Here is an 18,529-nt window from a genome sequence, read left to right as displayed (position 1 = left end):
GCCTCTTCCGCTCGCCGCATCGTGGTCCGCATGACGACATCGACGAACGCCGCGGGGCTCGGTCTCCGCGGCTGGCTCACCCTTCTGACGCTGTGCGGCGCGACGTTCATGACCGGCCTGGACTACTCGATCATCACGGTGGCGCTGCCCGCGATCGGCCGCGACCTCGGCTTCGCGAGCGCCTCGGACCTCCAGTGGGTCGCGACCGCGTGCCTGCTTCCGACGGCCGCGCTGATGCCCCTGTTCGGGCGCGCCTCCGACATGATCGGACGCCGCCGCCTCTTCATCGTCGGCGTCGCGTCCTTCACTCTGTTCTCCCTGTTCGGCGCGCTCGCGCCCAGCCCCGCCCTCCTGATCTCGGCGCGCGCCGGGCAGGGCGTCTCGGCGGCGATGATCGGCCCGACCGCGCTCGCGCTGATGACCGCCGCGTTCCCCGAGGGGCCGCGCCGCACCCGCGCCCTCGGCGTGAACGGCGCGCTGATGTCGCTCGGCTTCGTCATCGGGACGATCGGAGGCGGCCTCATCACCAGCGGCCTGAACTGGCGCTGGACGATGCTGATCCTGTTCGCGATGGGCTCGCTGGTCGTGGTCGGCGCGGTGACGGTCGTGCCGTCGTCCGCTCCCCGGTCCCGGTCGCGGCTGGACGTCCCCGGCGCGATCCTGGCGAGCGGCGGCCTGTTCGCGGTGGTGTACGGCATTTCGAACGGCGGTCAGGCGGGCTGGACGAGCGTTTCGACCATCGCGACGCTGGTCGCCGCGGCCGTCCTGCTCGGCACGTTCCTCGCGGTCGAGGCGCGGCACGCGGCGCCGCTCGTCCCGCTGCGGCTGCTCCGCCGGCGCACCGTGAAGTGGGGCATGGCGGTCGGGCTCGTCACCTTCGGGATGTGCGGCGGCGCGACGCTGCTGCTCAGCATCTACATGCAGGACGTCCTCGGGTACTCGCCGCTGGAGACCGGCCTCGGCTTCCTCGGCGAGGGCGCGGCGGCGCTGCTCGCCGGGACGCTCGCCGCGCGGCTGATCGGCGCTCGCGGGACGGTCGCGACGATCGTCCTCGGACTGACCGTCCAGGCGCTCGGCACCGCGGCGATGGCGTTCCTGCCCGCGCACGGCGGCCCCGTTCTGCTGCTGGCGACGTCCGCGGCGATGGGCTTCGGGCACGTCCTGACCGTCGTCTCCGCGATCACCACGATCACCTCCGGCCTGGACGAGTCGGACCAGGGCGTCGCCGGAAGCCTCGCCCAGATGCCCACCTTCGTCGGCGCGGTCGGCGTCGCGGGCCTGACCGCGATCGCCTCCGCCCGCACCGAGGCCCTCGCAGCGACCACGACGAAGACGCTGGCCACCCTCGGCGGCCTGCACACGGCCTTCATCGTGGCGGGCGCGGTGGCGCTGCTCGGAACGCTGACCGCGCTCGTCCTCCGCAAGACCGAAAAGGACGAGCCGGTTCAGGAGCCCGCCGCCGAACTCGTCGCCCGGTAAATGAGATCCCTTCCACCGCCCCCGCTACTCGGCGGGGGCGGTGACCGTTTCCGCGAGGCGCCGCAGCCGCTTCTCCGACTCCGACCCGGCCTCCGCTTGGAAAACGGTCACGCCCTGGCCCTCGTCGTCGGGCGTCCGCAGCAGTTCGGCGGTCAAATTCATCTCGCCGACCTCCGCGTGGCGGTACACGCGCGAAATGGACGCGCAGTTGCTCACCGGATGCTCCGTCCACATCGCCCGGAACTCCGGGCTCAGCGCCAGCAGCTCCTCGACCAGCGCGTTCAGCCCCTCGTCCCCGGGGAACCGGCTGAGCGATCCCTCCAGGTAAGCGATGTCGTCACGCGCCTTCTGCTCCCAATCGGGAAAAAGCTCGCGCGAGAACTCGGTTTCGAGGAAATCGATCCGGATGAAGTTCGGCTTCACGTCCCCGTCGAAATCCCAGTGCGGAGCCAGCAGAGCATGCGCGAGGCGGTTCCAAGCCAGAAAGTCACCGCACCGCCCGACCGCGACCGCAGGCACGTCCCGCATCGAATCGACCATCATCTTGATGCCGGGCCGCAACTGCTCAGGCCGCACGGACTCGCGCGCCCGCGCAACTCGCGCCAGCCGATGCATGTGCGCAACCTCGTCATCGTCCAGCCGCAGGACCCGCGCGACGGAATCGAGGACTTCGTCCGAGACGTTCGGACTCTGCCCCTGTTCCAGCCGCGTGTAATACCCGACGCTGACGCCCGCGAGCGGAGCGAGCTCCTCCCGCCGGAGCCCGGCGACCCGCCGATGCCGGACGCCGGGCTTCAACCCCACGTCCTCCGGCGAGACCCGAGCCCGCCGCGACCGCAGGAACTCACCAAGCGCGGAACTGGGATACATACCAAGAATCCTGCCAGCCCCACCCGGCCGCCGAACAGACGCCCGACCCAGCGGCCTCCCGCCGAGCCGGACGCCTTTCACACGTCGGACGCGTCCGCGTCGACGCCCTGCCCCGGGGCACTTGCGTCCGGGAGGGCACCAGCCTCGGAGTTCCGCATCGGACGGCGCCTACTCGCCGCGTCCGACGGAGAACCTGGTCGTGCGCTCGAACTCCGTCCGCAGCCGGACGACCATCGCGTGCGGATCGTCCGCGACGAGCGTCTGCGACAGCCCCGCGTTCAGCTCGGCGTCCGAGAGCGGCGTGGAGCGGACGGCGTAGAGGACGCCCGCGTCGGAGTGCCACACCTGGTACCCGGTGAGCCCCCACAGCACGTTCTTGAGATCGTCCGCCACCATCCGAGCCCGCTCATCCGCCTCCGAGACATCCACCGGCATGGGTGACACGACACCACCGGTCTCCATCACGACCTCGCTCTCCGCCACGCACGGTGGCAGTAGGTGATCCGACACCTCCCCAGAGTTACACGGCTCTTAGAAAATAGCTAACAGCTTGGAACTATTAGATGAAAGATGCTTTTTGTCTGATCGGACGGGAGATCACCTCGAATTCGTTAGCATCGGGTCACAGCCAGCGACCGGAGGCCCGATGACGACCAGGCAGAGCCCCACTCTCCGGCGTCGCCGCCTGTCCGCGCTGCTCCGGCACTACCGGTCACAGCACTTCCCGACGATCGCGGAGGTCGAGAAGCGCCTTGGATGGCCGAACGCGAAGCTGTCCAAGATGGAGCGCGGCGACTGGCTGCGGCCCAACCTGCGCGACATGGCCGACCTTCTCGACCTGTACCGGGTCACCGACGCTCGGCAGCGCGAAGAGGTGCTCATCCTGGCCAAGCAAGGCCGCGAGCGTGGTTGGTGGCATCCGTACCGGGAGATGCTCGCTCAGCAATACACCACCTACATCGGGCTGGAAGCGGAGGCCGGTGGTCTTCTCTGGTACGAGCCGTGGATGATTCACGGCCTGCTTCAAACCGCCGAGTACGCGCGCCACGTGATCCGTAGCGGCCCGGGCGAGATCACGGACGACGAGATCGACCAGCGCGTCACCGTCCGGATGGAGCGGCAGAAGCTCCTCACCGGTAGCGACCCGCTCCGGCTCTGGGCGATCCTCGACGAGGCGGGGCTGCACCGGATGACCGGGGGAGCCGACGTCATGCGCGCCCAGCTCGAACACCTCGTGGAGCTCGCCCGCGACCTGCCCAAGCTCACGATCCAGGTGCTGCCCTTCTCCGCAGGCGCCCACCCGGGGACGAGCGCGTTCACGGTCCTCGAGTTTCGCGAGCCACTCGATCTGGACGCGGTCTACGTCGAGAACGTCGCGGGTGAGCTGCTCATCGAGGATCCCAAGGACGTCGGTCCGTTCAAGCGGGCCTTCCAGCATCTCCAGGGTTCGGCCTTGAGCGAGCGGGATAGCTTGGCATTGATCGCAGCCACCGCAGCGGCGCTGTGACCTGACCCTCGGGAAGTGTTCATGCCGTTCCCCCGCGCATCGACCGCCGCCGAACTGGCGACCGCGACCTGGAGGAAGAGCAGCCGGTCCGGCCAACAGGGCTCCTGCGTCGAACTGGCCGGCCTGACCACTGTGGTCGCAATCCGCGATTCCAAAAACCCCGACGGCCCCAAGCTCCTCCTCGCGCGAGACCACGCCCGCGACCTCGCGCGACGCCTGCGCTCGGGTCTTGCCACCCCGAAAACGTCACCCTGGCGGAAGAGCGGCCGCTCTGGGCAGGACGGCGCCTGCGTCGAGTTGGCGTCGTTTCCCGGAGCGGTCGGCGTTCGTGACTCGACGGACCCCGGCGGGCCGAAGCTGTTTCTCTCACGCGAGGACGCCCGTCAACTCGCGCGTCGCATCCGCTCCGGCACCTGACCGCATAACGACGGCGCTGGCTGTCTTGGCGAACCTGCTCGGGATCTCGTCGGCTTAACGTGGGCATGGGATGCCTAGGCTTGGGCGGGTTCTGGTTGGACGGTGGTCGCGCGGCCAGCATGATGGGCATGAGCAACGAACTGAAGCGCATCGCAGTGGTGACCGGGGCGTCCAGCGGGATCGGTGAGGCCGTCGTGCGGCGGCTGGCCGGGCAGGGCGTGAAGGTGGCGGCGCTGGCTCGCCGCGAGGACCGCTTGAAGACGCTGGCCGACGAGTTCGACGGCGTGCTGCCGCTCGCGGTGGACGTCACCGACCCCGACGCGGTGGACGCCGCCGTGTCCCGCATCAAGGACGAGCTCGGACGCGTCGACCTGGTCGTCAACAACGCCGGCGTGATGCTCCCCTCGCCCATCGAGGAGGGCCGCCAGGACGAGTGGCAGCAGATGATCGACCTGAACATCACCGGGCTGCTGCGGATCACCCGGGCGTTCCTGCCCGACCTCGTCGCGTCCGCCGAGGACGGGAAGACCGCCGACCTCGTCAACATCTCCTCGATCGGCGCGCATTCGGTCTTCCCCGGCTACAACGTGTACTCGGCGACCAAGGCGTTCGTCACGCACCTGACGCAGAACATCCGGGCCGAGGTGGGCCCGAAGAACGTCCGGGTGACGAACATCGAGCCGGGCCTGACCGAAACCGAGCTTCAGGGCAACGTGACGCACGAAGGAATGCGCGACGCGCTGCCCGCCTGGTTCGAGTCGGTCGGCGAGTACCTCGTGGCCGACGACATCGCGGACGTGATCGAGTACGTGACGACCCGTCCGCGCCGCCTGAACCTCCGCGAGATCGTCGTCCTCCCCACCCGCCAGGTCTGACGGACCCGCTGGTAGCAGGGCCGGCCCTGCTACCAGCGGTCATCGGATGATCAGACTTCAGCGGGAGGCACAGCGGACGGCGGCGCGGGCGCGGGCCCTTCGAGAGGCGGCGCGGCCGGAAGGGCCGGTTCCATCGCGAGGGCGGGACGGCGGCGGGCGAGGAGCCAGATGGCGGCTCCGATCGCGATCACTCCGAGCCCGATGAGCGCCCCGAAGCCGCCGAACCAGGGCAGCGTGATCGGCACGGCCCGGACCCCTCCCGGCGGCTTCGCGACGAAATGCGCCTTGTCCCCCACGGTCTCCCCGGCCGTCTCGGGGAGGGCGGGACGCTTGGCCAGGGTCGCGGCCTTGCTCAGGGCGCCGGTCGCGCTGAGGTAGCCGAAGCCCAGGTCCGTGGTGTAGTGCCCCTTGGGGTTGCGGGCCGAGGACGTGATCGCCTGGGTGACCTGCGCGGCCGTCAGCCGCGGGAAGGCGGCGCGGATCATGACCGCGGCCGAGGCGACGAAGGCCAGCGCGGGGCCTTCGCCCCAGAACATCCAGTTGGCGCTGCCGTCGCTGCCGACGCCGGGCATCTTGTCGCCGTAAGCGGAGACCATCAGCGCGCTGGACGCCTGCGTGTACTTGGCGTAGCGGTCCCCGTCCTTGTCCACGGCGCCGACCCCGAGCACGCCGGGAGTCGCGGCGAAGGCGTCCGGAACGGTCGGCTTGCGGATGCCCACCGAGCTGATCACCAGCGCGTCCTTGGACTGCGCGTAGGCGATCGCCGCGTAGGTCCGGCTCCCGGTGTACATCCAGGCGTTGGTGACGGCGATGACGCGCGCCCCGTGGTCCACCGCGTAGCGAAGTCCGTCGGCGACCGCGTTGTCCGTGTTGGCTCCCGACATCATCCAGCGCCTGGAGGCACGGCTCTTGCCGTCGTCCGGCTGCACGCGGACGGGCAGGAGCTCGGCGTCCCTGATGAGGCCCCGGATGGTCATGTCGCCCGCGTCGGCGACCTCGCCTTCGCCTCCGACCATCAGCGAGGCCATCAAGGTGCCCATCTCGCGCTTCGGATCGGGGAGGCGGACGAAGTCCTTTTCGGGCGCCACGTGCGCGCCCTTGGCGAGGACGTCCGCGACGCCGTCCGCCAGGAGCGCGACCTTCACGCCGTCACCGTGCGTCTGGTCGCCGGCGTCCCGCAGGTCGCGAAGCATCTGCTTCACCGACTTGTCCAGGAGGTCCGCGTGCGCGGCCGGTGCGAACGGCGGGGCGAGCGCGAGGGTGAGCGCGGCGGCCATCGATGCCGCGATGGCGCGGGTCAGCATCGCACGTCCTTCTTCCGCAGGCACGGATCGCCGTCGTCGGCGAGCTTGGCCATGATCCGGTCCACCAGGTCCGGGGCGAACTGGAGGTTCACCAGCTCGCCCGGTTTGAGCGCGCCCTGCGACAGCAGCGGCCCCTCCGCCCTCAGGTAGAGGTAGGGCGTGTGGTTGGTGTACTCCTCGAACTTCTGCCGCGACGCGTCGTCGTACTTCTCGACGGTGGTGCCGGGGAACGTGGCGATGTGCAGGCCCGCACCGGGTGACTTGCCGCCGCCGAGCCCGTTGATATCGGTGGACGCGTCGTCGGACGACGAGGTGTCCGGGAACACCGCGACGCCGACGGTGACGACGCGCAGGCCGCTGGGGTCGAGGTAGGTCGCGCGGAGCATGGTCTCGCAGCGGTGCTTGGCGAGGATCGCCGCGACGGACTTGTCCACGGTCTCGGCGCACGGCGTCGGCTTGGCGATCCCGACCCGGCGCACCTGGACGATGCTGCCCGACGGATCGGACTGCTGGCCGAAAACGAACTGCTTGGGGAAGAGGTCGGCGGCGGGGAGGCGTTGCCAGCGGGTGGCGACCTCCTTGGCGCCGGCCTTGTCTATTTCGGCCTGGGTCGGCTTGCGGGTGAGCTGGTAGCCGATGGCGGTGCCGCCGCCGGCGATGGCGGCGAGGCCGAACAGGAGGAGCAGGGCGATGGCCGCTCGGGAGCGGCGGGGTCGCTGGACGGGCGCGGGATCGGGTGAGGGCCCGTCCTCGACGTGGGGGGTCTCTGCGGACTCCTCCGATTGGGGGATTTCTGACACGAACGCGTATCTAACCGGAGTCAGATCTCGAAGTGATCGCTTTTTCGGGCATTTTGGCGAAAAAGCCAGATTCCGGATGTCGCCCATCCCGCAAGAGCGAGCAGGCAGGCGGTCGTGCAGCCGAGGACGAGGCCTCCCGGATGCCGGACGACGCGGACGCGGTCCGCATCCCCGAGCGCGGCGGACGGGTCGGCCCCCAAGCCGCTCGTGCGGGCCGAGGCGAGGCCGTCGGACGCGGTGACAGCGGCGGCGGCGTCCACGCGGCCGAAGCCGACGCCCAGGTCGTAGCCGCCGGACGGACGGACCCGCGTGCTCGCGACCAGAGCCTGCGCGACCAGCGCCGGCGCCAGTTTCGGATGCCGGGCGCGGATCAGCGCGGCGATCCCGGACACGAAGGCGGTCGCGGGGCTCGTCCCGTCGCCGACCCAGTACCGGTCGCCGGGGCCCGCGCCGATGATCCGGACGCCGGGCGCGGAGACGACGACGGCCGGGTTGCGGTTGGAGAACCCGGCGTGGCGTCCGGCGGAGTCCACGGCGGCGACCGAGATCACGCCGGGGAAGGACGCCGGATACGTGTAGGGCGTGCGGCCGCGGCGCCGGGCCGGACGGTCCGCTCCCCCGTTGCCCGCCGCCGCGACCACGACGACGCCCCTGCTGATCGCGTAGGCGACGGCGGCGCGCTCGGCGGGCACGGGATAGGGACGGCCGAGGGAGAGGTTGATGACGTCCGCGCCGTGATCGACGGCGTAGCGGATGCCGCGCGCGATCGTGTCCTCGTAGCGCTTGTCGCCGCTGAACTTCTCGTAGCCCGGCTCGTCCTGCTCCAGGATCACGCGCAGCGACAGGACGCGGGCCTCGGGCGCGACGCCCAGCATCCCGTCGCCGTCCCCGTGGCCGTGACCAGCGATGATGGACGCCATGTTGGTGCCGTGCAGCCGCTTCGGGACGCTCCCGGGCGGCGCGGCCCCGGCCGTGTAGTCGGGGCCGGTGACGACGTTCCCGGCGAGGTCCGCCTGCGTCGCGTCCACGCCGGAGTCGAGGACGGCGACCGTGACGCCGCGTCCGCGCGACGCGTCCCACGCGCGCGGCACGTCGAGCGAGTTCAGGATCGGGGTCATCGCGTCCCGGACCTGGTCGGCGCGGGCCTCCCCCGGAAGGACGCAGGTCAGCACCGCCAACGAGACGGCGAGCAGTGCCGCCGGCGACACGGCGCGCAGTGCCTTCAGCACGCCCACTCCGGCTCACCGCAGCGGACGGCGGCGGGCGCGGCCAGCGGGCGCAGGACGTCCTCGACCAGTTGCGGTCCGAGGTCGGCCAGGTCGTCCTGCTGCTGCTTGACGCGCAGGGTCGGGCGGCCGTCGGCGTACCCGACCGTGGCGGCGACCAGGTACGGACCGCCCTGCCCGAGCGCCGCCGTCTGCCGGGACGCGTCGCCGAACCGCTCGACCACCGATCCGGGGAAGCCGAGCGCGCGCAGGCCGGGCACGGCCGCCCCGCGCGCGGGGAACCAGTGCGCGGCGGCGCGGGCGGACGGCTCGTCCGGGAACGCCACGACGCCGAGCGTCACCGCGATCCCCTGGAGCTGGTCGAGGTAGGTGGCGCGGACGATGCCCCGGCAGCCGCGCACCGCGAGGGACACGCCGAGCGACGCGTCCACGGCGTCACGGCAGGACGCGGCGGGCGCGATTCCGACGCGGCGCGCGTACTCGGGCGCGCCCTGGTCGAGCGTGTAGCGCAGGGAATCGGGGAAGATCCGTCCGGTGGGCCAGGCGTGCCAGCGTCCGGCGACCTCGGCGGACGACGCGGCGGCCCGTTCGGACGGCGTCGGCCCGCGCAGCAGCTCCCGCCCCAGCCGCGCCCCGGCCACGGCGAGGACGACCAGGCACACGACGGCCGCCGCCAGGGGCATCCGCCGGGCGCCGGACCCGGCCGTCACGGACTCGGCGCGGGCCATGCCGCGGAGCGTAGCCGATCACCGATCAACCCCGGCCGCACTCCCCGACCGTCCACGCCCAGCCGCACTCCCACGACCGGTCGCGACCGGCTGCACCGCCCTGATCGAGCACGCCCGGCCGCGCAGGCGCGGGCGGGCAGTGGCGGACCGGGCAGGGCCGGGCTCACTGGCGGGGTGGGGTGCTCCACAGTGGGGGTGCGGCGGCCGGGGGCGGGGCGTCGGTGGGCGGGTGGCGGCGGGCCAGCGTGACGGCGATCGCGGCGGCGGCGACCGCGCCCGCGACGCCGCCGATGACGACGATCGCGATGACGACCTTCGCCCAGGTCGGGCGCGGGATCACGGTCACCGGGCCGGGGTCGCCGCCGGGGCCGAACCGGCTGCCGCCGGGCCTGCTGTTCGCGCCCTTCGGGATGGCGGCGAGCTTGTCGGCGGCGTTCAGCGCCTTCACCGCGTTCACCTCGCCGTGCCCGAGGGACGGGTCGTACGCCGCGCCGCCGGACGGCGTGCTCGCGACGAGCGCCTGCGCGACCAGCGCCGGGGCGAGCTTGGGGTGCTTGGCGCGGATCAGCGCGGCGATCCCGGACACGAGCGCGGTCGAGTCGCTCGTGCCGTCGGTGAGGTAGTAGGCGCCGTGCTCGGGGCCGATGCCGGGCAGGGCCACGCCGGGCGCGGCGACGAGCACGGAGAAGTTCCGGTTGGAGAACCCGGCGCGGACGTGCTTGCTGTTCGTCGCCGCGACGGCGATCACGCCGGGATAGGACGCCGGGTAGTTGTACGGCGCGTAGCCCTTGCCGTCGAAGCCGCTGGGCTTGTCCCCCGAGTTGCCGACGGCCGCGACCACGACGACGCCCTTGGACACCGCGTAGCCGATGGCGTCGCGCTCGTCGGGCTGCTCGTCCTCGCGTCCGATGGAGAGGTTGATCACGTCCACGCCGTGGTCCACGACGTAGCGGATCGCGCGGGCGGTCGCGCCGTCGCCCTTGCTGGTCGTCTTGTAGATCCGGTAGGAGGCGTCCTCGGGTTCGGCGATGGCCCGCACGGCGAGGATCTTCGACTGGGGCGCGACGCCGATCACGCCGTCCGAGCCGCCGGAGCCGCGTCCCTTGCCCGCGATGAGCATCGACATGCTGGTGCCGTGCAGGCGGGCGGGCGTCGTCCCGCGGTCGAGGTCGGCGAGCATGTCCGGCCCGGCGGTGACCTGGCCGGCGAGTTCCGGCTGCCCGGTCTGGACGCCGGAGTCCACGAGCCCGACCGTGACGCCCGCGCCGCGCGTGATCTTCCACGCGGACGGCACGTCCATCGCGTCGAGCGACGCCTCCTGCGCGTCCCGCACCGGGTCCGCGTGCGCGACCCCGGTACCGAGGAACGGCCAGGCCAGGGCCATCGCGGCGGCCAGCGCGCCCGCGCGCTTCGCCAGTTCCCTCACGGTCAGCACTTCCATTCGCTGCGGGAGCAGTCGGGCATGGCCTGCGCGCCGAGCGTGTGCGCGATCTGCCGGCCGATCTGCGGGGCGACCGCGAACGGGAAGTTCGGACGGCGCTCGGCGACGGCCGCGGCGGGCCGCCCGTCGGTCTCGCCGGACGAGGTGAGCACCAGGTAGGGGCCGCCCCGGTCGGCCGTGGCGTCCTGCCGGACGGGGTCGGTGAACTTCGCCGCCGCCGTGCCCGGGAACGGGACGGCGCGGACGCTGTTTTTCACCGGCGTCCCGTCCTGGTCCGTCGGCGTCTGGTGCAGGACGCGCTCGGCGGTGTTCACGTCCGGGAAGACCGCGATGCCCACGGTGACCGCGACGCCCTGGATCTGGTCGACGTAGGTCGCGCGCAGCACGGTCCGGCAGCCGCTACGGGTGAGGACGGCGGCGACCGGCGGATCGACCGCGGCGTTGCAGTCGCCCTCCGGCGCGATCCCGGCGCGGACCGCGTACTCGGTCCGGCCGCGCCGCACCTCGTAGGCGATGTGCTCGGGGAAGATCCGTTCGGCGGGCCACGCCCGCCAGCGCCGCGCGACCTCGGCGCGGGCCGCGGACTGCAACTCGGCGTTCGTCGGCGAACGCGTCAGCGACGTGTAGGCCGACACGAGCGCGATCCCGCCGACGAGGGCGTAGACGCAGCCGAGCGCGACGGCGACGAGCATCCACTGCCGCGCGCGCAGCCCGAGGACGGCGACCCGTCGCGGAGGGGGCCCCGGCGGCTCCGCCGGAGGGCCGTGGAAGGGCGGAGGCTGCTGCATGGGGGGCTGGAACGCCACAACCGGAAAGGCTAACCCGGCAAAGCACCGATCCGTCCCACCTCACAGGGAACCTCCAGAACCCCGGCGAACCCCGTGATAGTGGCGGCAACGCGTCCGACCTGGGGACTCCCCCGGAGGGAATGCCGCCGGGCATGGCAAGGTTGTCCGGTGAAAGGACGACGGCGTCCGCCCCCGTAACCGCAACGCGTCAGCACAGGAGCACCCACCGTGTCGTTGCCACCGCTGGTCGAGCCAGCACCGGAGCTCACCCGTGACGAGGTCAACCGGTACTCGCGGCACCTCATCATCCCGGACGTCGGGATGGCCGGGCAGAAGCGCCTCAAGAACGCCAGGGTCCTGTGCGTCGGCGCGGGCGGCCTCGGCTCGCCCGCGCTGATGTACCTGGCCGCGGCCGGGGTCGGCACCCTCGGCATCATCGACTTCGACGTCGTGGACGAGTCCAACCTGCAGCGGCAGGTCATCCACCGGCAGTCCACGCTCGGCCTGCCGAAGGCCGAGTCGGCCGCCGCGACCGTCCGCGAGATCAACCCGCTGATCGACGTGGTGGTGCACAACACCGCGCTCGACCGCGACAACATCCTGGACATCTTCGGTCAGTACGACCTGATCGTGGACGGCACCGACAACTTCGCCACCCGCTACATGGTGAACGACGCGGCGGTGCTGCTCGGCAAGCCGTACGTCTGGGGCTCGATCTACCGGTTCGACGGGCAGGCGTCGGTGTTCTGGGCCGAGTACGGCCCCTGCTACCGCTGCCTCTACCCCGAGCCGCCGCCGCCCGGCATGGTGCCGTCCTGCGCCGAGGGCGGCGTCCTCGGCGTGCTGTGCGCGTCGATCGGCTCCATCCAGGTCAACGAGGCGATCAAGCTGCTGACCGGCATCGGCGAGCCGCTCGTCGGCCGGCTGATGATCTACGACGCCCTGGAGATGTCGTACCGGACGGTCAAGGTCCGCAAGGACCCCGACTGCCCGCTCTGCGGCAAGAACCCCACCATCACCGAGCTGATGGAGGACTACGAGGCGTTCTGCGGCGCGGTCTCGGAGGAGGCCACCCAGGCCGCCAAGGACTCCACCATCTCCGTCCACGACCTCAAGGCCATGCAGGAGCGCGGCGAGGACATCTTCCTGGTGGACGTCCGCGAGCCGAACGAGTACGAGATCGTCTCGATCCCCGGCGCGACGCTGATCCCGAAGGGCGAGTTCCTGAACGGCTCCGCGCTGGAGCGGCTGCCGCAGGACAAGAAGATCGTCCTGCACTGCAAGTCGGGCGTCCGCTCGGCCGAGGCGCTCGCCGTCGTGAAGAACGCGGGCTTCGGCGACGCCGTCCACGTCGGCGGCGGCATCGTGGCCTGGGTCAACCAGATCGACCCGAGCCTGCCGTCCTACTGACGCTGACGCGCTCCGCCACTGAGGCGCTCCGACGCTGAGGCGCTGACCGCTTCCGGTCACCCGAGAGGCCCCCGGATTTCCGTTCCGGGGGCCTCTCGCCGTTCCGCGCCGGCCCCGGTCGTTGATGACCATGGCACGAATGGTCAGTTTTGACGGGACCGCATCGTCCGCAATGCCCATGACCCCGGCGTGACCTGCGGGGTCGCGGAGGCCCGGCGGGAGGGCAGGGACGGCCCCCTCCGGCCGCCCCGCCCAAAGTGCTTGTGATGTGAGTCACCGCTCGCCAGACTGAACGCGTTTCCGGTCCGCCGCCCGCACGAGCGGCGGCCGCGAACAGCGCGACCCGCGTGCCGGCCGGTCGCACACCCACCGCGCCGTGACCGGCGTCCACGACCCTCGCGCCCCGCGCGGCCTGCCCCTGCCCGAACGGCGGGGCGCCGGCGGACGGCCCCGCCGTCCGGGCGGGGCCGCCGGGCGCGTCCCGCACCGCACTTTGGAGGAACGATGTCCACGCAGGTGATGAGCGACGCCGACCGGGCGCTCGGCCACCTGGAGCGCCTCACCGACGACCTGCGCTCGCGCGGCTGGCTCGTCGAGGTCTCGGCGCACGGCGACCGCTGGCCGACCGCGCTGGTCAGCAACCGGGAGCTGCCCGGGCTGAACGAGAGCGTGATCGCCGCCCCGGACCGCTCCGGCGGCGACTGGTGCTACTACTTCGGCTGGGGCGAGCGCATCGCGCCCTGCTCCGAGACCGACCGCGCCGTGTCCACGCTGGCCCGCGTCCTCGCCGTCCGCGGCGACGGCTGATCCCGCCCCTCCTCCGGTGGGGTGTGGACGAGGCGGTTGAGCAGGCCAAATAGCATGTGCTCATGGCTTGGAAGCGTTACGTCGCGATCGGCGACTCCTTCAGCGAGGGCATCGGAGACGAGTACCCGGACGGCCGTCCGCGCGGCTGGGCCGACCGGGTGGCCGAGGCGCTCGCCGAGCGCGAGGACGGCCTCACCTACGCCAACCTCGCGGTGCGCGGCAAGCTGCTCGGGCAGATCATCGAGACGCAGGTCCCGGCCGCGCTGGAGCTCGGCCCCGACCTGGTGACCGTGTCGGGCGGCGGCAACGACCTGCTGCGCCCCGGCACGGACGTGGACGAGCTCGCCGTCTCCATGGACGCCGCCGTCGCGCGCCTGCGCGCGTCCGGCGCGGACGTCGTGCTGTTCACCGGCGTCGACCCGGCCGACTCGGCCGTCATCCGGCTGACCCGCGACCGCGTCGCCCGCTACAACGAGCGGCTCCGCGAGATCGCCGCCCGGCACGGCGCGCACGTCGTGGACCAGTGGAACATGGACATCCTGCGCGACTGGCGCATGTGGGCCATCGACCGCCTGCACATGTCCAGCGAGGGCCACCGCCGCGTGGCGCTGGCCGTCCTGGAGACGCTCGGCGTCCCGGACGCGGGCGACTGGCGCGAACCGGCGCTCGCCCCGCTGCCCCCGCTGAGCCGCGGCGCGCAGCTCCTGTTCGACCTCCGATGGGCGCGCGGCCACCTGCTGCCCTGGATCGGCCGCCGCCTGCGCGGCCACTCGTCCGGCGACGAGGTCACCGCCAAGCGCCCCACCCTCCAACCCCTCGACCTCCCCGGCTGACCCGCACGCCGTCCCGGCGCGGGCAGCGCGCTGCGGGGCGGGCGGCTCGGGGGTCACGCGGAGCGGCGGGTGCGGGACTTCGAGGAGTCGGACTTCTTGGCCGTGCGCGAGGACGCGGTCTTCTTGGCGGCCGTCTTGCGGGTCGTCGCGGACTTGCGGGCCGTCCCGCCGCGCGAGGTGGTGCCGCCCTCGCCGGACGTCCCGCCGGACGCGGCGCGCTTCCTCGACCCCGCCGCCGTCTTCGACCCGGCGGCCTTCTTCGTGCTCGCCGACTTCTTCGAACCTGCGGATTTCGCGGCCGGGGACGCGCCCTTCCTCGCCGGGGCGCGCTTCCCGGACGCCGCCTCCTCGCCGCGGCTCTTCTTCGCGGCCTCGACGCTCGCGCGCAGGGCGCTGAGCAGGTCGGCGGCCGGGGCCTCGCCCTCCTCCTCGGCGGGCCGGACGACCTCGCGCCCCTCGATCTTGGCCTCGATGACGGCTTCCAGCGCCTCGCGGTAGGCGTCCTTGTACTGGGACGGGTCGAAGTCGCCGGACATGCTGTCGATGAGCGAGGTCGCCATCGCCAGCTCCTGGCGGCGGACCTCGACGTCCTCGTCCAGGAAGGGGAAGTCGGGCTCGCGGATCTCGTCCGGCCAGAGCATCGTCTCCAGGACGAACACGCCGTCCCGCACGCGCAGCGTCGCCAGCGACTCGCGCTGCCGCAGCGCGACCTTCACGACCGCGACCTTGCCGGACTCCTCCAGCGCGTCCCGCAGCAGGACGTACGGCTTGACGCCCTGCGACTCGGGTTCGAGGTAGTAGGACTTGTTGAAGTAGATCGCGTCGACCTCCTCGGCGTCCACGAACTCCAGGACGTCCACCCGGCGGCTGGTGGTGAGCGGCAGGTCCGCGAAGTCCTCGTCGGTCAGCACGACCATCTCGCCGGACGGCAGCTCGTACCCCTTGGCGATGTCGGCGTAGGCGACCTCCTCGCCGTCGATCGTGCAGGTCCGCTTGTACCGGATGCGGCCGCCGTCCTCGCGGTGGACCTGGTGGAAGGACACGTCCCGCTGCTCGGTCGCCGAGTACAGCTTGACCGGGATCGTGACCAGGCCGAACGAGATCGCGCCCTTCCAGATGCTGCGCATACCGACTGCTTACCCCCTTGAGCTGGCCACAAGCCGTCCCCGTGCCGCCAGGTGCGCGGCAAGGATGTCCGGCTCCCCCGACCGGCGCCTCGCATGACCGTCCGGCGCGCACTCACGAACGATCGGGAATTGCGTCCGCCGGAAATGGGAACGCGCGAGCTACCGATCATTGTTCGCCAACTGTACGATTAAGCCATCCAAGGATCGCAGAGATTCGCTCCCATTGGATCAATGGACGCCGCACACAGTTCCTGGGGGCGATTTCCGTGCAGGCTCGCGAGCTCTTGAAGAACCAGACGCGAAAGCTTCAGAGGGGCCCGTCCCTGAAGGACCGCGTCGCGGCCGCGGACCGGCGGGCGTCCGAGGTCCGCATCCAGGCGGTGAAGGCCAGGGGCGTCGCGGACCGGCTCGCCGTCGACAAGGACACGGTCGGCCTGGGCAGCCTCGGCAGTATCGCGATCGGCGCGGCCACCGGGCACGCCGGGCTGGTCTTCGGGCCGATCGTCAAGGAGGTCAAGAAGGGCTGGGACGCCATCCAGGCGGACGAAAGGGCGACCGCGCTGGAGGCCACCGCGAGCGAGCACGAACAGGCGGCCGAAGAGCTCCGGAAAGAGGCCCGCCGCAGCCGGATGAAGCGCATCGGCGCGGCGGCGGCCGCCGGCACCGCCCTCGGAATCACGGTGATCGGAAAGGCGGCGTCCAGCAAAGGCCATTAAGCGCTTCGCGCGAATGAACCTTTCCCCACACCGACGCCGCGGATACTGACGGCTCGACCCCGCATGCACGAGCCGACTCCCACACGCGTGCCTCCACCCGCACACGGATGGCTCGGCTCACACGCGTGTGCCTCAACCGCACACGCGAACCTCGGCTCACACACGCGTACCACGGCCGCGCGTGTGTGAGGGGGCGAAATCGGGCGACACGGGCGGGAGATCTTTTTCCGTGGGCGGGGCGGGGGTAGGAACGGCGTTATGACCATGCCGTGGCCCGTGGAGCCGATGACGGCCGTCACCGGCGAGCTACCCGAGGACACCGCGCGCTGGAGCCTGGAGCTCAAGTGGGACGGTGTGCGCGTGCTGACCGGCGTGTCCGCCGACGGGGTCCGGGCGGTGTCCCGGCGCGGCGCGGACGTCCTCTCCCACTACCCCGAGCTGTCCGGGCTGGCCGACCTGCTCCCCAGCCACGACGTCGTCCTGGACGGGGAGGTCGTCGCGTTCGAGGACGGCCGGCCGAGCTTCGGCCGGCTCCAGCGGCGGATGCACGTGGCCCGCCCCGGACCGCGGCTGATCCGCGAGGTGCCCGTCCGGTACGTCGCGTTCGACCTGCTGTTCCTGGACGGCCGGACGCTGTTCGACGTCCCCTACGCCGAGCGCCGGGCGCTGCTGGCCGAGCTGGAGCTGGCCGCGACCGGCCCGGTCGAGGTGCCGCCCTACCTGGACGGCTCCGACAGCGCCCAGGTCGCCGAGCTGATGGACTTCACCCGCGAGCAGGGGCTGGAGGGCCTGATGGCCAAGCGGCTCGACTCGCCCTACCGGCCCGGCCGCCGGGTGGAGTTCTGGCGCAAGATCAAGAACTTCCGCACCCAGGAGGTCGTGATCTGCGGGTGGAAGCCGGGCCGCGGACGGCGCGAGGGCGGCGTCGGGTCGCTGCTGCTCGGCGAGTACGACGCGAAGGGCCGGCTGTGCTTCGTCGGGCACGTCGGCACCGGCTTCAGCGACCGGGACCTGGACGAGCTGTACGAGACGCTGTGGCCGCTGCGCCGCTCGTCCAGCCCGTACGACGAGGAGGTGCCGCGCGAGGCGGCGAGGGACGCCCAGTGGGTTGAACCGCTGCTCGTCGGGGACGTCGCCTACGCCGTCCGGACCAAGGACGACCGGCTGCGGTTCCCGTCCTGGCGGGGGCTGCGCGACGACAAGGAGCCGCACGAGGTGACACGTGAGCCCTGAGAAGCAGACCGTCCGGGTCGACGGCCGCGACCTCGCCCTCTCCAACCTGCACAAGGAGCTGTACTCCGACTTCACCAAGGGCGAGGTCATCGACTACTACGCCAAGATCGCGCCGGTGCTGCTGCCGCACCTGCGGGACCGTCCGGCGACCCGCAAGCGCTACCCCGACGGCGTGGACGGCGGCACGTTCTTCGAGAAGAACGCCCCCGCGCACACCCCCGGCTGGGTGCGGACGGCGACGATCCCGACGCCGGGCAGCTCGCGCGGCCGCGACAAGCTCGACTACGTCGTGATCGACGACCTGGCGACGCTGGTGTGGTGCGCGAACCTCGCCGCGCTGGAGCTGCACGTTCCGCAGTGGCGGGTCGGCCCGCGCGGACGCCTGCACGCGCCGGACCTCATGGTGTTCGACCTCGACCCGGGCGCGCCCGCGAACATCCTGGACGCGCGGAAGGTGGCCGTCCTGCTGCGCGACCTCCTGGACGCCGACGGCCTCACGTCCTACCCGAAGACCAGCGGGAAGAAGGGCCTCCACCTGTACGTGCCGGTCGAGGAGACCGACCGGACGTCGGAGTACGCGAAGCGGGCCGCGCAGCGCCTCGCCGCCGACCACCCCGACCTCGTCGTCGCGAAGATGCAGCGCGACCTGCGCAAGGGCAAGATCTTCGTGGACTGGAGCCAGAACAACCCGGCCAAGACGACGGTCGCGCCGTACTCGCTGCGCGCGACCGAGCGTCCCGAGGTTTCGACGCCCGTCACCTGGGACGAGCTGGAGGCGGCCAAGAGCGCGGCCGACCTCGCGTTCGGTCCCGCCGAGGTGCTCGCCCGCGTCGAGCGGGACGGCGACCTGCTCGAACCGCTCCTCACCGAGCACCGCCCCCTGCCCTGACGCCACACTTCCCTCCCCCGAGCACCGGGTTTCGGGCTCGCAGGCCTGGCCCGGACCGGAATTCCGGCCGCCGTATGTG

Annotated in this window: 19 protein-coding genes; 10 read left to right on the top strand and 9 right to left on the bottom strand. The window is 71.9% G+C overall.

What is annotated here, in order from left to right:
- Positions 1-30: 30 nt before the first annotated feature.
- Complete coding sequence (locus ACFPCY_RS00715) at positions 31-1,479, top strand: MFS transporter (RefSeq protein ID WP_378251566.1); 1,449 nt, start codon at positions 31-33, stop codon at positions 1,477-1,479.
- 24 nt (positions 1,480-1,503) lie between these two features.
- Here ACFPCY_RS00715 and ACFPCY_RS00710 read toward each other — a convergent pair whose 3' ends face one another.
- Together ACFPCY_RS00710 and ACFPCY_RS00705 are read right to left on the bottom strand one after the other, a co-directional pair.
- On the bottom strand, positions 1,504-2,349 hold the full coding sequence (locus tag ACFPCY_RS00710) for a helix-turn-helix transcriptional regulator (RefSeq protein WP_378252542.1): 846 nt from the start codon (positions 2,347-2,349) through the stop codon (positions 1,504-1,506).
- Positions 2,350-2,517: 168 nt separating this feature from the next.
- On the bottom strand, positions 2,518-2,745 hold the full coding sequence (locus ACFPCY_RS00705; protein ID WP_378251565.1) for a hypothetical protein: 228 nt from the start codon (positions 2,743-2,745) through the stop codon (positions 2,518-2,520).
- 250 nt (positions 2,746-2,995) lie between these two features.
- Here ACFPCY_RS00705 and ACFPCY_RS00700 point away from each other — a divergent pair, with 250 nt between their 5' ends.
- The 3 genes from ACFPCY_RS00700 to ACFPCY_RS00690 all read left to right on the top strand — a co-directional run bounded on the left by ACFPCY_RS00700 (position 2,996) and on the right by ACFPCY_RS00690 (position 5,148).
- The gene (locus tag ACFPCY_RS00700) at positions 2,996-3,856 is read left to right on the top strand and encodes a helix-turn-helix domain-containing protein (RefSeq protein ID WP_378251564.1); all 861 of its coding nucleotides are present in this window, start codon (positions 2,996-2,998) and stop codon (positions 3,854-3,856) included.
- A gap of 21 nt (positions 3,857-3,877) precedes the next feature.
- Positions 3,878-4,273: a DUF397 domain-containing protein gene (locus tag ACFPCY_RS00695; RefSeq protein WP_378252541.1), complete on the top strand. Its 396-nt coding sequence runs from the start codon at positions 3,878-3,880 to the stop codon at positions 4,271-4,273.
- A 128-nt stretch (positions 4,274-4,401) separates the two neighbouring features.
- On the top strand, positions 4,402-5,148 hold the full coding sequence (locus ACFPCY_RS00690; protein ID WP_378251563.1) for an SDR family oxidoreductase: 747 nt from the start codon (positions 4,402-4,404) through the stop codon (positions 5,146-5,148).
- A gap of 50 nt (positions 5,149-5,198) precedes the next feature.
- On the opposite strand, the gene ACFPCY_RS00685 is transcribed toward ACFPCY_RS00690, so the two are convergent.
- The 6 genes from ACFPCY_RS00685 to ACFPCY_RS00660 form a co-directional block, all read right to left on the bottom strand.
- Positions 5,199-6,452 (bottom strand): S8 family serine peptidase, encoded by a 1,254-nt coding sequence (locus tag ACFPCY_RS00685; RefSeq protein WP_378251562.1) that lies wholly within the window; start codon positions 6,450-6,452, stop codon positions 5,199-5,201.
- Positions 6,446-7,252 carry a hypothetical protein gene (locus ACFPCY_RS00680; RefSeq protein WP_378251561.1) on the bottom strand — a complete coding sequence of 269 codons (807 nt, stop codon included), beginning with the start codon at positions 7,250-7,252 and terminating at the stop codon, positions 6,446-6,448. Before ACFPCY_RS00680 ends, ACFPCY_RS00685 begins: the two co-directional genes overlap by 7 nt.
- Before the next feature lie 20 nt (positions 7,253-7,272).
- Positions 7,273-8,481: a S8 family serine peptidase gene (locus ACFPCY_RS00675; protein WP_378251560.1), complete on the bottom strand. Its 1,209-nt coding sequence runs from the start codon at positions 8,479-8,481 to the stop codon at positions 7,273-7,275.
- On the bottom strand, positions 8,475-9,206 hold the full coding sequence (locus ACFPCY_RS00670; protein ID WP_378251559.1) for a hypothetical protein: 732 nt from the start codon (positions 9,204-9,206) through the stop codon (positions 8,475-8,477). The genes ACFPCY_RS00675 and ACFPCY_RS00670 overlap by 7 nt, the downstream gene beginning before the upstream one ends.
- 163 nt (positions 9,207-9,369) lie before the next feature.
- Positions 9,370-10,632, bottom strand: a complete 1,263-nt coding sequence (locus ACFPCY_RS00665; RefSeq protein ID WP_378251558.1) for a S8 family serine peptidase — start codon at positions 10,630-10,632, stop codon at positions 9,370-9,372.
- Positions 10,633-10,634: 2 nt separating this feature from the next.
- Positions 10,635-11,453, bottom strand: coding sequence for a hypothetical protein (locus tag ACFPCY_RS00660; protein ID WP_378251557.1), 819 nt, complete (start codon positions 11,451-11,453; stop codon positions 10,635-10,637).
- 210 nt (positions 11,454-11,663) lie between these two features.
- On the opposite strand from ACFPCY_RS00660, the gene moeZ reads away from it, so the two are divergent.
- From moeZ to ACFPCY_RS00645, 3 genes are all read left to right on the top strand, one after another.
- Positions 11,664-12,845, top strand: a complete 1,182-nt coding sequence (gene moeZ, locus ACFPCY_RS00655) for an adenylyltransferase/sulfurtransferase MoeZ (RefSeq protein ID WP_378251556.1) — start codon at positions 11,664-11,666, stop codon at positions 12,843-12,845.
- A gap of 504 nt (positions 12,846-13,349) precedes the next feature.
- Positions 13,350-13,652 (top strand): hypothetical protein, encoded by a 303-nt coding sequence (locus ACFPCY_RS00650; protein ID WP_378251555.1) that lies wholly within the window; start codon positions 13,350-13,352, stop codon positions 13,650-13,652.
- Between the two features lie 62 nt (positions 13,653-13,714).
- The gene (locus ACFPCY_RS00645; RefSeq protein WP_378251554.1) at positions 13,715-14,485 is read left to right on the top strand and encodes an SGNH/GDSL hydrolase family protein; all 771 of its coding nucleotides are present in this window, start codon (positions 13,715-13,717) and stop codon (positions 14,483-14,485) included.
- 53 nt (positions 14,486-14,538) lie between these two features.
- Here the strand turns inward: ACFPCY_RS00645 and ku are convergent, their stop codons facing one another.
- Positions 14,539-15,612, bottom strand: a complete 1,074-nt coding sequence (gene ku / locus ACFPCY_RS00640) for a non-homologous end joining protein Ku (RefSeq protein WP_378251553.1) — start codon at positions 15,610-15,612, stop codon at positions 14,539-14,541.
- 284 nt (positions 15,613-15,896) lie between these two features.
- Between ku and ACFPCY_RS00635 the strand changes: the two genes are divergently transcribed.
- From ACFPCY_RS00635 to ligD (ACFPCY_RS00625), 3 genes are all read left to right on the top strand, one after another.
- Positions 15,897-16,328, top strand: a complete 432-nt coding sequence (locus tag ACFPCY_RS00635) for a hypothetical protein (RefSeq protein WP_378251552.1) — start codon at positions 15,897-15,899, stop codon at positions 16,326-16,328.
- Positions 16,329-16,586: 258 nt separating this feature from the next.
- A complete protein-coding gene (gene ligD, locus ACFPCY_RS00630) occupies positions 16,587-17,561 on the top strand; it encodes a non-homologous end-joining DNA ligase (protein ID WP_378251551.1) in 975 nt (324 codons plus the stop codon).
- The gene (gene ligD / locus ACFPCY_RS00625) at positions 17,551-18,450 is read left to right on the top strand and encodes a non-homologous end-joining DNA ligase (protein WP_378251550.1); all 900 of its coding nucleotides are present in this window, start codon (positions 17,551-17,553) and stop codon (positions 18,448-18,450) included. Before ligD (ACFPCY_RS00630) ends, ligD (ACFPCY_RS00625) begins: the two co-directional genes overlap by 11 nt.
- The last annotated feature ends 79 nt before the right edge of the window (positions 18,451-18,529 follow it).

Source organism: Actinomadura gamaensis, from assembly GCF_042652125.1.
In the GTDB taxonomy this organism is placed as follows: Bacteria; Actinomycetota; Actinomycetes; order Streptosporangiales; family Streptosporangiaceae; genus Spirillospora; species Spirillospora gamaensis.
This window is presented reverse-complemented; position numbering and strand designations above follow the sequence as displayed.